The following is a 12,606-nucleotide window of genomic DNA, read 5'->3' as shown; positions in this document are numbered from 1 at the left end:
TGACTCAAGATTAGAGGCGACCGTGCCGGACGGAAGGGGCTGGGAGAAGCGTCCCCGCGGAGGCGGGGGAGACGGCTATGGTTCGCGCTCCACCAGTTCGCCGGGCCGTTCGTGTGCGGTGAGGGTGTGCAACTGCGCCTGGCTCAGCGGCTCGTGCACCTCCACGTACTCGCCGTGCGGCAGCCGCTTGATCACGCCCGTCTCGCGGCCGTGCGCCACCCGCTCCCGGTCGCGGAGTTGCAGGCCGAGGCAGATGCGCCGGGTGAGGACGAAGACGGCGGCCGGGACGACGAACACCCCGATCCGGAGCGTCCAGGTGACCACGTTGATCGACAGGTGCAGCCGGGTGGCGACGATGTCGTTGCCGCCGGCCACCAGCAGGAGCAGGTAGAGGCTGAGCCAGGAGGCGCCGATCGCGGTGCGGACCGGGCGGTTGCGCGGGCGGTCCAGGAGATGGTGCTCGCGCTTGTCGCCGGTCAGCCACGCCTCCAGGAACGGGTAGACGCCGATGAAGACCAGCATCAGGGGGAAGACGACGACAGGGATGAGGACACCGAGGACGAGGGTGTGGCCCCACAGGTTGATCTCCCAGCCCGGCATGACGCGGACCAGGCCCTCGGCGAAGCCCAGGTACCAGTCGGGCTGGGCGCCGGTGGAGACCTGGTCGGCGCGGAACGGGCCGTACGCCCACACCGGGTTGACCGTCGCGACCGCGGCGAGGAGGCAGAGGGTGCCGAAGACCAGGAAGAAGAACCCGCCCGCCTTCGCCAGGTAGACCGGCATGAACGGGGCGCCGACGACGTTGCGTTCGGTGCGGCCGGGGCCGGCGAACTGGGTGTGCTTGTGGTGGACGACCAGCAGGACGTGCGCCACCACGAGCGCCGCCATGACGCCGGGGATCAGCAGCACGTGCAGCGAGTAGAAGCGGGCCACGATGTCGTCGCCGGGGAACTCGCCGCCGAACAGGAACAGGGACAGGTACGTCCCGACGATCGGCACCGACAGCAGGGCGCCGTTGACGAACCGCAGACCCGTGCCCGACAGCAGGTCGTCCGGAAGCGAGTAGCCGAACAGGCCCTCGAACAGGCCGAGGAAGAGCAGCGACCAGCCGAACAGCCAGTTGACCTCGCGGGGTTTGCGGAACGACCCCGTGAAGAAGTGCCGCATCATGTGCGTGAGCATCCCGGCGACGAAGACCAGCGCCGCCCAGTGGTGCAGCTGCCGGATCAGCAGCCCGCCGCGCACGTCGAAGCTGATGTCCAGGGTGGAGGCGTACGCCTCGGACATCCGCACGCCGTTGAGGGGCAGGTAACTGCCCTGGTACGTCACCTCGTTCATCGACGGGTGGAAGAAGAGCGTGAGGTACACGCCGCTGAGGATCAGCACCACGAAGCTGTACAGACAGATCTCGCCCAGCAGGAACGACCAGTGGTCCGGGAAGACCTTGCGCAGGTACTTCCGGCCCAGGGTGTGGGTGCCCAGGCGGCCGTCGAACCAGTCGGCGAGTCGTTCGCCCTTCCCGGGCGGTGCCACGGCTGTCACTGCTCCTCCTCGGGGGCGTGCGTGAGCCTGTCGGGACGAACGGGGATCTCGGACATGCGCAGGGCCTCCGCTGCGTGGGCTCGCACCTGCGACGGCCCCAGAGGGCCGAATGTGACATCCGAGAGACTCGATGTGACCCACGTCTCACCCGGGGGTGGTGCGCGTGAATCCCTCGCGGTACCGTCCCGTGAGCCGCTTGACCTGGTGATATTTACGGTCGAGTACCCGCGCGGTACCGTGAGGGCATGCCAGCTCTCAACGTGGAGTTCAGCGACCGCGAGCTAGAGGACCTGCGGCAGATCGCCAAGGAACGCGGTACGTCCATGAAGGCCCTCGTCCGCGAGGCGGCGGCGGCCGACATCGCCCGGCACCGGGCGCTCCAGGAGGGCGCCGAGGCCTTCCGCCGGTTCTTCGCGTCCCACGCCGACGAATTCGCGGCCGCCTTCCCCGACGACGAACCGCCCGCCAAGGACGAGGGGCGGGCCGCCTGACCGATGGCACCTGTCATCCACATAGACGTGCCGTGGCTGCTCCAGCGGCACGAAGAGGTCCTGCCGGACCAGCCCACGATCAACGACTTCTCGGCGCTGGTCGCGGCCGTTGCCCGGCACCGCGTGGACCCGCCGCGGCTCGGCGTGGACTCCGACCCCGCCTGGCGGGCCGCCGCGCTGCTGCACACCCTCGCCCTGCTCAAGCCGCTGCCCTCGGCCAACGCCCGCTTCGCCTGCGCCACGGCCGTGGCCTACATGTTCGTCAGCGGTGTCGGCATTGATCCGCCCTACGGCGCTCTCGTCGACCTCGCCCGCGATCTGATCGACGGCAAGACCGACGTCTTCGGGGCCGCGGACCGGCTGCGCTCCTGGCAGATCTGACGGCCGCTGTCCGGCGGGCCCGTGGGCCGTCGGCCCCGGCCGCCTCCCTCGGGGCCGCCGACCGAGGGCGGGAGGATCGGGGTCGGCGGCCCGTTCGCACAGGAGAGCCGCCGTCCTGCGCGGGGCCTTCCGAGGGGCCGCTTCCAGTGGACTGCGCCGCGGCGTGCGCCGGGAGCGTGCGCGCCGCCCCGGAACGGGTGCGCGATTCACACGGGGCACAGGGAATGACGAATGCCAGTGCGAGTGAGTCGAGTTGCCGTCGAATCTGACTATCTTTCAAAGGTGCTGATGTTGCCCGAGTGCCTTGTTGGGCAAGAGTGTTTTGTGCGAGGGTGAAGTGCCCGTGCGGGGGGTAAAAGCCGGGTCGCATTCGTCCGTGGGGGAACCGGACCGAATGGGGGTCGGTGGAATTCGCGCTCCCCGCGTCCGGCGCCCAAAAGGGACGCACCAGGCAGAACTCCTTTTCGGGGGCCGGAGCTTCTGTGTGTCACCTTTGCGTGGGAAGGAATCCGCTCAGTGCCCACCCCCCACCCCCCTCGCCCTCCTTACCCGCCGCCCGGCGGGCCTCCCGGGGAATCCGACGAGGGGCTCGCCGTGCTGCTGCGCGGCCGGCCCGACGGCGAGGCCGCCCAGTCCGTCGCCCTGCTGATGGCGCGGCACTGGCAGCCCGTCCAGGAGTACGCGGTGATCTGCCTCGCCTCCCGTGAGGACGTCGCGTCGATGGTCACCGCCGCCGCCTTCCACCAGGTCCTCGGCCGGCTGACCCTCGGCGAGTCCGCCGCCGCGCTGCGCCCCCGGCTGCTCGTGGCCGTCCGGGACACCGTCCGGGACTGGGCGGCCGAAGAGCGAATAACCGCGGTCCTGCCGGATCTCGGGAAACCTGCGGGCGGCCGCGGTATGCGGGCCGCGAAGTCCATGACGCCGGAAAACCGCAAGCTGGCCGGGCGTTCATTCCATGCCCTTCCCGGACTCTCCCGGTGTCTGCTCTGGCACACCGAGGTCGAGGCCGAGCCGATAACCGTCCCCGCCGGCCTCCTGGGCATGGATGCCGACACCGCGTCGGTCGCACTCGAACAGGCGCATGAAAAATTCCGTATGGGTTGTGTACATGCCCATCGGGAACTCGCGCCGACCAAGGATTGCCGGTTCTACAACCGCCTTCTCGACGTCCCCATTCGGCGCGGCGGAGCCCTCCTGCCGGACGTCGAGGAGCATCTGGCCCAGTGCCGCTACTGCCGCGGTGCCGCCGAACAACTGGGTCATTTCGAGGGCGCGTTGGGGGGCCTGATCGCCGAGTCCGTGCTCGGCTGGGGCGCCCGCCGCTACTACGAGTCCCGTCCGGGCCGCACCCAGCAGGGCGCCCGCTCGCGCGCCCGCGGCTCCGCACGGCACGGCCGCGGCCGTCGCCGGCTCCTGCCGCAGCAGCTGCGCAGGACGCCGGGCGGGCCGCGGACACTGCTCACCGGCGTGGGCCTCACCTCCGTCGGACTGCTCGCCACGATGATGGTCGCCGGAGTGTGGTCGGAGGACGACGGCACCGCCCCGGCCGTCTCCGGCAGCGCCGTGGAGAACCCGCCCACGGCGTCCTCCGCGCCCCCGGACACCGCCCGGCTCCCCGTCCCGTCCCAGCGGACCGGGCTGCGCAACGCGGACGCCGACCTGTGCCTGGCCGTCCGGGGCGAGGTCCGCCGCGGCGCCGGCACCGAGCTCGCGCCCTGCTCCGCCACCGCCGAGCAGCAGTGGACGTACGAGAAGGACGGGCTGCTGCGCAGCGCGGCGGACCCGGATCTGTGCCTGGACTCGCATGTGGACGCCGGGGTCGTCGTCCTCGGCCGGTGCGCCGACAGGGACGCCGGCCGCGGTGACGACGTGCGCTACGACCTCACCGCGCAGGGCGAGTTGCTGCCCCGCTGGGACGAACGGCTCGCCCTGGCCTCCACCACCGGCGAGCCGGGCGCCGACATCGTGGTCAAGGTCCGCGACGGCACCGACACACAGCGCTGGCTCGCCGACCCGGGGCCATCGGCGGGCCCGGGGTCGTTCGCGGTCAGTGACAGTGCCGCCCAGGTCTCGGACGGTTCCCTCTAACCGATCACGTCCCGCGGCGGGCCGCCCGCCAGATACCCGGTCACGTTCTCCACGGCCGCCAGGGCGATACGGACCAGGGTCTCCCGGGTGACGCCGCCGACGTGCGGGGACAGCACCACGTTCGGGGCCCGCAGCAACCGCAGCGCCGGGGTGGGCGGCTCGGGGTCGAAGACGTCGAGGCCCGCCCCGGCCAGGGCGCCCTTCTCCAACGCGTCCGCGAGGGCGTTCTGGTCGATCAGGGCGCCCCGGGCCGTGTTGATCACGAACGCCGTCGGTTTCAGCAGGGCGAGGCGCCGCGCGTCCAGCAGGTGCCGGGTCTCCTCGGTGAGGGGTGCGTGCAGGGAGACGTAGTCGGCGGTGCGCAGCAGCTCGTCCAGGGGGACGTGCCGGGCGCCGGCGAACTCCTGCGAGCGGGGGGCCGCGTAGACGACGGTCATGTCGAACGCGGCCGCCCGGCGGGCCACCTGCCGCCCGATACGGCCGAGGCCCACGATGCCGAGGGTCTTGCCGGACAGCTCGGTGAGCGAGCCCTGGAGCCGGGGGAGCGCCCAGTCCGCCTCCACCAGCGCGGTGTGGGCCGGGATCAGCCGCTTGGCGAGCGCCAGCATGAGGGCGAAGGTCTGCTCGGCCACGTTCTGCGCCTCGGCGCCGCTGGAGCCGATGGTGCACACCGGCACCCCGCGGGCCCGGGCCGCGCCCAGGTCGACGTAGTCGAAGCCGTGGCTCGCGCACTGCACCAGCTCCAACTCCGGTGCGGCGGCCAGGTGTTCGCCGGTCACCGGGGCCAGCGCGGTGATCAGGACATGGGCGGTGCGCAGCGCGGCCGGGTCCTCGTCCGCGGCCTCGACGACGGTGACGTGCGCCTCGGCGGGGAAGAGCGCGGCGAGTCCGGATGCGACGGCGCGGCCGCCCACGTGGGGTGCGACGACGGCGAGGACGTTCCTCACGGCGGTCATGCGGAGTCCTCCACGAGGTCGGCGGGGCCGACGGTGGCGGGACGGGCGTGCCCGGTCAGCGCGAGGGTGAGGTCCAGCTCGGCCAGCAGACAGCGGATCACGTGCTCCACGCCCGCTTGCCCGTCGAGTCCGAGACCGTATACGTACGGCCGCCCGACGAGCACGGCCCGGGCGCCCAGCGCGAGCGCCTTGACGATGTCGTCGCCCGTGCGCACGCCACTGTCGAACAGCACCGTCAGTCGCTCCCCGGCCGCCGCCACGATGCCGGGCAGCGCGTCGGCCGCCGCGACCGCACCGGCCACCTGCCGGCCGCCGTGGTTGGAGACGACGACCCCGTCCATCCCGGCGTCGGCCGCCGCCACCGCGTCCGCCGGGTGCAGGATGCCCTTCAGCACGATCGGGCCGTCCCAGTGATCGCGCAGGAACGCCAGGTCGGGCCAGGTCTTGGCGGGGTCGGCGAACATCCCGACGAAGTGCATCACCGCGGCGTTGGGATCCTCGTGCACCGGCTTGGCCAGACCGGCCAGGAAGGCCGGGTCGGAGAAGTAGTTGGCGGTGCCCACGCCGTGCAGGAACGGCAGATAGGCCTGGTCCAGGTCGCGCGGGCGCCACGCGAGCAGCGGGGTGTCCAGGGTGACGACGAGCACGGTGAACCCGGCCGCCTTGGCCCGGCCCAGGAAACTGCGCGCCACCTCCGGGTCCTTCGGCCAGTACAGCTGGAACCAGCGCTCGGCGTCCCCCATGGCCTCGGCGACCTGCTCCAGGGGCGTGCTGGACGCCGAGGACAGCACGAACGGCACGCCCTGCGCCGCGGCGGCCCGGGCGGCGCCCGGCTCGGCGTCCGGATGCATGATCGACAGCACCCCGACCGGCGCCAGCGCCACCGGGGCGGGCAGCCTCCGGCCGAGCACCTCGACGGACAGGTCCCGCTCGTGCACGTCCCGCAGCACGCGCGGCACGATCCTGCGCCGGTCCAGGGCCCGCCGGTTGGCGAGGGCGGTGCTGCCGTCCCCCGCGCTGCCCGCCACGTACCCGACCGGGCCGGGGCCGAGCCGCTGCTCGGTGAGCGCCTCCAGCCGGGTCAGATCGGTGGGCAGCCGGGGGACGGCTCCCGTCATGCCGTTCAGATAGATCTCGTACTGGAAGTCCGCCCAGTGCCTGGCCATCGGTACGACCGCCTCTCGTCGCTGAGAACGCGCTGCACGCCGACCATACCGACTGGTAGGCAGGGGCGGGTGATCAAGCGCGGGGCGGCAACGCGTCCAGGATGCGGGCCAGTTCGCGCGGCTGCGAGAACATCGGCCAGTGGCCGGTGTCCATGGTCGCCAACTCCCACAGCTCGCTGCTGAGGAGCTCGGCCGCGGCGCCCCACGGTTCCTCGCCGTCCAGGAGGCACTTGATGTAGGTGCCGGGCAGCTCACTCAGTGGGCGGGCCATGACCGCCGGTTCGGTCAGGGTGGCGCCGGGGTGTGCGGTGGCGCCCTTCACGATCCGCGCCACCTGCTCGTCCGTCAGTCCTTGACCGGCGAACTCGGCGGCGTCCGGGCACGGCCAGAACCCGTCGTGGGCGGCGATCGCCTCCCGCACCGGGTCGCTCGGCCAGCCCGACAGGAAGCACTCCCCGTCCACCGCCGCGTTGCCGTCGACGATCACCACCCGGTCGACCCGCTCGCCGAGCCGTACGGCGGCCTGGCCCACCGGAACGCCCGCGTAGCTGTGCCCGACGAGGACGACCCGTCCGAGGCCGAGGCGCTCGACCTCGTCGACGACGTCCCGCACATGCGTCTGCTGCCCGGCGGGCACCCCTTGCTTCTCCGCGAGGCCGGACAGCGTCAGCGGGTGGGCGCCGTGCCCCGCCGCACGCAACTGCGCGGCCACCTCCTCCCACGCCCACGCGCCGAGCCAAGCACCTGCCACCAGTACGAAGTTGGTCATGCCCGCACCGTAGCCGCCGGCACTGACACCGGCCCTTCTCCGCCCGCGACCGCGGAGTCGACCGAAGGCCGCATCGGCCGCGGGCCGGAATCGGAATGTTTCAGGCCGATTGCCGAGCGAGTGGAATCCGGCCACTTGGCTGCTCCAGGCGATCAAGATCGGCCCGGTTGCGGGGTTGGAACGTTCGAATTCCGTCACTTCGCGCCACTGATTCAATACGCAAGGTTACTGAAACCCGTGGGTCGGATGTGTGTTCCGGCGACGGACTCGGCAGACTCGCGCTCGCTGGTTCCGGCCCGACCGGGCGTGGTTCCGGCACACCCTCGACAGTCAGCGGAAGGATGCACACAATGCGGAACACCGCGCGCTGGGCAGCGACTCTCGGTCTGACGGCCACCGCCGTCTGCGGTCCCCTCGCAGGGGCCGCCCCCGCCGCCCCGGTCGCCGCCCCCGCCTCGCTCTACGCCCCCTCGGCGCTCGTCCTCACCGTGGCGCACGGTGAGAGCGCGGCCCTCGTCCGGCCGGAACGGGCGGTCACCCTCTCCTGCGCGCCGACGCCGACCGGCACGCACCCGGCCGCCGCCGAGGCCTGCGCCGAACTGCGCGCCACCCAAGGGGACTTCGATGCGCTGGAGGGCATCGAGGGCGTGATGTGCACCCGCGAGTACGACCCCGTCGTCGTCACCGCCGAGGGCGTCTGGCAGGGCCGCCGCGTGTCCTACGAGCGGGTCTTCTCCAACGAGTGCATGCAGATCTCCCTCGGAGCGAGCGTCTTCGCGTTCTGAGGGACCGGGATCGCACGGTTCCCGTGAGGACGTGCAGCGGCTCGTAGCTGGGGAGTGCGAGCTCTGACGCGGGCCGTGCGATCCCGCGCCGAGGGCCGGCCGGGCGGAGTGGGGCCACCCGGCCGGCACCTCGGTACCGCCGCCGTCAGCCCCGGTCGCGATGGCTCGTGTCGCACCAGGGGTAGCGGCGGCTGCGCCGGCAGGTGCACAGGGCGACCCGGAAGCGGTCGGAGGAGACGGTCGTGCCGTCCTCCAGCTCGACCTCTACCGGGCCCTCCACCAGCAGCGGACCGCGGCGCTGCATCGTGATCCTGCGGGGCGGCTCAGACCGGGAGTTCGGCACGGACGACCACCAACTCCTCCTTCTCCTGCGCGGCGGACAGCAGGCCCTGCGCCCGCAGCCACGGCTCGCGCGAATGCAGTACCGGACCGAACGGGATCCGGCGCCGCCGGGTCACGGCCGCCTTCAGTCCGGCCTCGCGCAGCCCGTCCACGGTCCGGCCGGGCCCGCTCAGCGCCGAGTGCACGACCAGCAGCACCCCTCCGGGGCGCAGCAGCGCGGGTGCTTCGCGGCAGATCCGGTTCAGGACCGACCGCCCGTCGTGCCCCGCGTCCCACGACCGGGCCGGCCCGCGCGGACCGGCCTCGGCGGCGGGTGCGGGAACATAGGGCGGGTTGGCGAGGATGAGGTCGAACGACTGCCCCCGCACGGGCGCGAACAGATTGCCGTGCCGGATGCGCAGCGGGAGCCCGGACAGCCGGGCGTTGAGCCGGGCCGCGCACACGGCCCGCCACGACACGTCGACCGCGGTCACCCGGGCGGAGCGCCGGGCCGCCGCGAGCGCCAGCGCGCCGGAGCCGGTGCCCACGTCGAGCACCTCCGCGCCGGTCGGCAGCGGCTCGTCGGCGAGGGCGCCGGCCAGCAGATCCGTGTCCTCCTGCGGGGCGTAGACGCCCGGTGGTATCACCATGTTCACGGCGCCCGGGTACCCCGGCAATCAGGAGATATGGGGTATTCCGGAAGGAAGTGGCGTCCGCAGCGACGACCTGCCCGCCCGCCAGGCGGTGAGCAGCCGGTCGGCGAGACGGTCCTCCAGGTGGCCCGTGGCGTCGATGCCGAAGGCCATGTCGGGTGCCAGCTGCGGCTCCTCGGCCAGCAGACCGCCGATGACGTCGTGCCGTACCACCTGCTCGTGCACCGCGTCCGCCTCGACGTGCTCGTCGTAGAAGTGCTCTGCCGCCGGTCCGGCGCCGGTGCGGCGCATCGCCTCGGCCAGCCGCCGGGAGCCCGGCGAGGAGGTGATCTCCACCGCCGCGAAGTGGCCGACGAGGGCGCCTCTGAGGGTGCGGTGCAGTCCGAGCAGGGACATGAGGTTCACCGTGGCCAGCAACTCGGCGCCCGCCGCGTCCAGATAGCGGCCGTACGCCGTGTCGAGGTCCAGATCCGTCATCAGGTCGGCGAACAGGCGCGCATGGATGCGGTCGGGGCGGCCGGCGCCGTACTCGTCGAACTCCACCGCCGCCATCGCCGACTTGGCCCGGCCCCACAGCCGGGGCAGCACCCAGGCGTGCGGATCCGCCTCCTTCAGGTGGTACAGGGAGCGCAGCGCCGCGTACTCCCGCACGTGCCACAACTCGCCCTCGCCGCACAGGAAGTGGCTGACTCCGGTGCCCTCGACCGGCTCGACCAGCAGATCGGCGAGCGCCTCGTCGACGCCGTCGTGGACCGGGGCGTCGGTGCGCAGGGTGGTCAGGAAGCGGTGTTCCAGTGCCGCGCGCACCCGCAGCAGGTCGGGGTCCCACTCACGCTCCGCGGGCACCCCGGCGAAGCCCCGGTAGTGCAGCTCGTAGCACAGGTAGAGGGCGAGCTGGAGGTCGTCGCCGTACACGGGGGCGCCCGCGAGGTCGGCGTCGCGTGGCAGGGGGCCTGTGCCCCGCAGATACCGTGTGACGGCTGCGGACACCGGCCCCCGGGTGCCCGGCAGCCGGGGTTCCGTACGCTCGTGGGTCATGCGGGCCGGGTACCCGGCCCGCGCCGGGCGACCCGTCCGAGTGGAGCGGGCCGCCATGAAGGCATGCGTGATCAACCGCACCCTGAAGAGGCCGCCCCGATCCCTCCGGGCACGGGGGCACTGGCCCGGGGCGTCACCGTCGGCTACGGCGGCCGGACGGCCATCGACGGCCATCGACGGCCGAGCTGCTGTACGAGGCGTTCGGCCTGCGGGCCCATGATCGACGCCCCGGTGAGGGCGGCCGCTCGTCGTGCCGGGTGGTCGCGCATACGTCCAGGCCAGCCCCCGGGGAACCCACATGCTTAGGCTAGGCTAACCTCATGCTCATGCGACGCGACGGCGACTCCGGCCCCAACGGCGAAGAGTTCGCCGCCCTGCGCCCGGACCTGATCACCGCGGTCCGCTCCGAGGCCGCCCGGGCCGCCCACGACGGCTTCTGCACCAAACCGTCCCCCGAGCGCATCGACCGCGTCGACGGCGACCGCGTCTTCGTGCTCACCGACAAGATCTCGTACCTCCGCGACAGCGAGGCCCCGGCGGTCGGCGCCGCCCTCGCGATCGACGCATGCGTCAGGTCGGCCGGGCAGGGGTGAGCGCGACAGACACGCGCGCCGCCGCCCCGGCGGCCCTGCACACGGCGACCGGACGCGAGGCGTGGCGGTGGGTCGCGGCGCACTGCCGCGAGGTGCCCTGGCTGACCGCCGCCACCGTGCTCACCACCGTGGCCGGGGCGGCTCTCCAGGTGCTCCCCGTGCTGCTGCTCGGCCGGGTCGTGGACGGGGTCGTCGAGGGTGAGTCGCGCTCGATCCTCGTCACCGTAGGGGCGTTGATGGTGGCCGCCGCTCTGCTCGGCGCGGCGGCCACCGCCGTCTCCACCTATCTGGTCGGACGCCTCGGCGCCGATCTGCTCGCCCGGCTGCGGGAGGGCGCCGTCCGGGCCGTCCTCGGCATGCCCAGCGCCCGCATCGAGCAGGTCGGCCGGGGCGACGTGCTCTCCCGCGTCGGAGACGACGTCGCCGTCGTCTCCAAGGGCATCCGCACGGCCGTCCCCACCATCTTCTCCGCCGGGGTACTGGTCGCCATCGCCACGGTCGGCATGTTCGGCCTCGACTGGCGGCTCGGCCTGGCGGGCGCCGGCGCGCTGCCCGCGTACGCGCTCGCCCTGCGCTGGTACCTCCCGCGTTCCGCGCCTCTCTACCGCGAGCAGCGCGTGGCCCAGGCCGACCGGGCGCAGGCGCTGATCAGCGGCCTGAACGGGATCGACACCGTCCGGGCCTACCGCCTGGAGGGCGCCTTCCGCGAGAAGGTCACCCAGGAGTCATGGCGGGTGCGCGACCTCGGGATCGAGGTGTTCCGGTTCTTCGGCCGGTTCGTGGGCCGGGAGAACCGCGCCGAGTTCATCGGTCTCGTCCTGATCCTCGTGGTGGGCTACGCCCTGCTGGAGGCCGACGCCGCGAGCCTCGGCGAGGTGTCGGCGGCCCCGCTGCTGTTCCACCGGCTGTTCACCCCGCTCGGCCTGATCATGTTCACCTTCGACGAGGCGCAGAAGTCCGGCGCGAGCCTGACCCGCCTGGTCGGCGTGCTGGGGGAGCCCGCCGAGGAGCGGCTGGTCGGCGACGCCGCCGTCACCCCGGTGGACACCGCGCCCCTGCCGGTGACCGTGCAGGGGCTGACGTTCACGTATCCCGGAGCCGAGGAGCCGGTGCTGCGGGACGTCGACCTGACGATCCCGGCGGGCGGTTCGCTCGCGCTGGTCGGGGCGACCGGCGCGGGCAAGACGACCCTGGCCGCGCTGATCGCGGGCATCGGGACCCCCGACGCCGGGTCGGTGCGCATCGGGCCGACCGACCTCGCCGACCTGGACGAGGCCGGGGCGCGGGCCCTGGTGAGCATCCTGACGCAGGAGACCCACGTGTTCTCCGGCCCGCTCGCCGACGACCTGTGGCTGGCCGCGCCGGAGGCGACCGACGCCGAACTGAGGGACGCGCTGCGCACGGTCGGCGCCGACGGCTGGGCGGACACGCTGCCCGAGGGGCTGGGCACTCCGGTCGGCGAGGGCGGTGAGCGTCTCGACGTCACCAAGGTCGCCCAGCTCGCCCTGGCCCGGCTGGTGCTGGGCCGGACACCGGTGGTCGTGCTCGACGAGTCGACCGCGGAGGCGGGCAGCGAGGGCGCCGCGGAGCTGGAACGGGCCGTCCTGGCCGCGTGCGCGGGACGGACGACGCTGTTCGTGGCGCACCGGCTGACCCAGGCGATGACGGCGGACCGGATCGCCGTCCTGGACGCGGGACGCGTGGTGGAGCAGGGCACGCACGACGAGTTGGTGGCCCTCGGCGGCCGGTACGCGCGACTGTGGCGCGCCTGGCGCGAGGGCAGTTAGGCACATTTCCGAGTCGGGTGCGGGCCGGCGGGAGCC

Annotated in this window: 14 protein-coding genes; 6 read left to right on the top strand and 8 right to left on the bottom strand. The window is 73.0% G+C overall.

Going from position 1 to position 12,606, the window contains the following annotated elements; all coding sequences use genetic code 11:
* Nucleotides 1-75: 75 nt before the first annotated feature.
* Complete coding sequence (locus ICC28_RS13145; protein WP_188288677.1) at nt 76-1,542, bottom strand: cytochrome b; 1,467 nt, start codon at nt 1,540-1,542, stop codon at nt 76-78.
* A 245-nt stretch (nt 1,543-1,787) separates the two neighbouring features.
* Here ICC28_RS13145 and ICC28_RS13140 point away from each other — a divergent pair, with 245 nt between their 5' ends.
* The 3 genes from ICC28_RS13140 (at nt 1,788) to ICC28_RS13130 (ending at nt 4,502) form a co-directional block, all read left to right on the top strand.
* The gene (locus tag ICC28_RS13140) at nt 1,788-2,033 is read left to right on the top strand and encodes a hypothetical protein (RefSeq protein WP_188288676.1); all 246 of its coding nucleotides are present in this window, start codon (nt 1,788-1,790) and stop codon (nt 2,031-2,033) included.
* Nucleotides 2,034-2,036: 3 nt separating this feature from the next.
* A complete protein-coding gene (locus tag ICC28_RS13135) occupies nt 2,037-2,414 on the top strand; it encodes a toxin Doc (RefSeq protein WP_188288675.1) in 378 nt (125 codons plus the stop codon).
* A gap of 516 nt (nt 2,415-2,930) precedes the next feature.
* Complete coding sequence (locus ICC28_RS13130; protein ID WP_188288674.1) at nt 2,931-4,502, top strand: RICIN domain-containing protein; 1,572 nt, start codon at nt 2,931-2,933, stop codon at nt 4,500-4,502.
* On the opposite strand, the gene ICC28_RS13125 is transcribed toward ICC28_RS13130, so the two are convergent.
* The 3 genes from ICC28_RS13125 to ICC28_RS13115 all read right to left on the bottom strand — a co-directional run bounded on the left by ICC28_RS13125 (nt 4,499) and on the right by ICC28_RS13115 (nt 7,393).
* On the bottom strand, nt 4,499-5,458 hold the full coding sequence (locus ICC28_RS13125) for a 2-hydroxyacid dehydrogenase (protein ID WP_188288673.1): 960 nt from the start codon (nt 5,456-5,458) through the stop codon (nt 4,499-4,501). The two genes, ICC28_RS13130 and ICC28_RS13125, sit on opposite strands and share 4 nt — an antisense overlap.
* The gene (locus tag ICC28_RS13120) at nt 5,455-6,624 is read right to left on the bottom strand and encodes a lactate 2-monooxygenase (protein WP_188288672.1); all 1,170 of its coding nucleotides are present in this window, start codon (nt 6,622-6,624) and stop codon (nt 5,455-5,457) included. Before ICC28_RS13120 ends, ICC28_RS13125 begins: the two co-directional genes overlap by 4 nt.
* 73 nt (nt 6,625-6,697) lie before the next feature.
* Nucleotides 6,698-7,393, bottom strand: coding sequence for an alpha/beta fold hydrolase (locus ICC28_RS13115; RefSeq protein WP_188288671.1), 696 nt, complete (start codon nt 7,391-7,393; stop codon nt 6,698-6,700).
* Between the two features lie 350 nt (nt 7,394-7,743).
* Here ICC28_RS13115 and ICC28_RS13110 point away from each other — a divergent pair, with 350 nt between their 5' ends.
* Entirely contained in the window at nt 7,744-8,178 is a 435-nt protein-coding gene (locus ICC28_RS13110; RefSeq protein ID WP_188288670.1) for a protease inhibitor, read from the top strand.
* A gap of 145 nt (nt 8,179-8,323) precedes the next feature.
* On the opposite strand, the gene ICC28_RS13105 is transcribed toward ICC28_RS13110, so the two are convergent.
* The 4 genes from ICC28_RS13105 to ICC28_RS41090 form a co-directional block, all read right to left on the bottom strand.
* The gene (locus ICC28_RS13105) at nt 8,324-8,521 is read right to left on the bottom strand and encodes a CDGSH iron-sulfur domain-containing protein (RefSeq protein WP_188288669.1); all 198 of its coding nucleotides are present in this window, start codon (nt 8,519-8,521) and stop codon (nt 8,324-8,326) included.
* Nucleotides 8,502-9,149 (bottom strand): HemK2/MTQ2 family protein methyltransferase, encoded by a 648-nt coding sequence (locus ICC28_RS13100; protein ID WP_188288727.1) that lies wholly within the window; start codon nt 9,147-9,149, stop codon nt 8,502-8,504. Before ICC28_RS13100 ends, ICC28_RS13105 begins: the two co-directional genes overlap by 20 nt.
* A gap of 27 nt (nt 9,150-9,176) precedes the next feature.
* On the bottom strand, nt 9,177-10,190 hold the full coding sequence (locus tag ICC28_RS13095) for an iron-containing redox enzyme family protein (protein ID WP_188288668.1): 1,014 nt from the start codon (nt 10,188-10,190) through the stop codon (nt 9,177-9,179).
* A 143-nt stretch (nt 10,191-10,333) separates the two neighbouring features.
* Nucleotides 10,334-10,459, bottom strand: coding sequence for a hypothetical protein (locus ICC28_RS41090; RefSeq protein WP_262928466.1), 126 nt, complete (start codon nt 10,457-10,459; stop codon nt 10,334-10,336).
* A gap of 51 nt (nt 10,460-10,510) precedes the next feature.
* On the opposite strand from ICC28_RS41090, the gene ICC28_RS41480 reads away from it, so the two are divergent.
* On the top strand, nt 10,511-10,783 hold the full coding sequence (locus ICC28_RS41480) for a hypothetical protein (RefSeq protein WP_411158589.1): 273 nt from the start codon (nt 10,511-10,513) through the stop codon (nt 10,781-10,783).
* Entirely contained in the window at nt 10,780-12,570 is a 1,791-nt protein-coding gene (locus ICC28_RS13085; RefSeq protein ID WP_188288667.1) for an ABC transporter ATP-binding protein, read from the top strand. The genes ICC28_RS41480 and ICC28_RS13085 overlap by 4 nt, the downstream gene beginning before the upstream one ends.
* The last annotated feature ends 36 nt before the right edge of the window (nt 12,571-12,606 follow it).

Origin of the sequence: Streptomyces sp. TRM68416, from assembly GCF_014596915.1 — a bacterium.
Lineage (GTDB): Bacteria > Actinomycetota > Actinomycetes > Streptomycetales > Streptomycetaceae > Streptomyces.
This window is presented reverse-complemented; position numbering and strand designations above follow the sequence as displayed.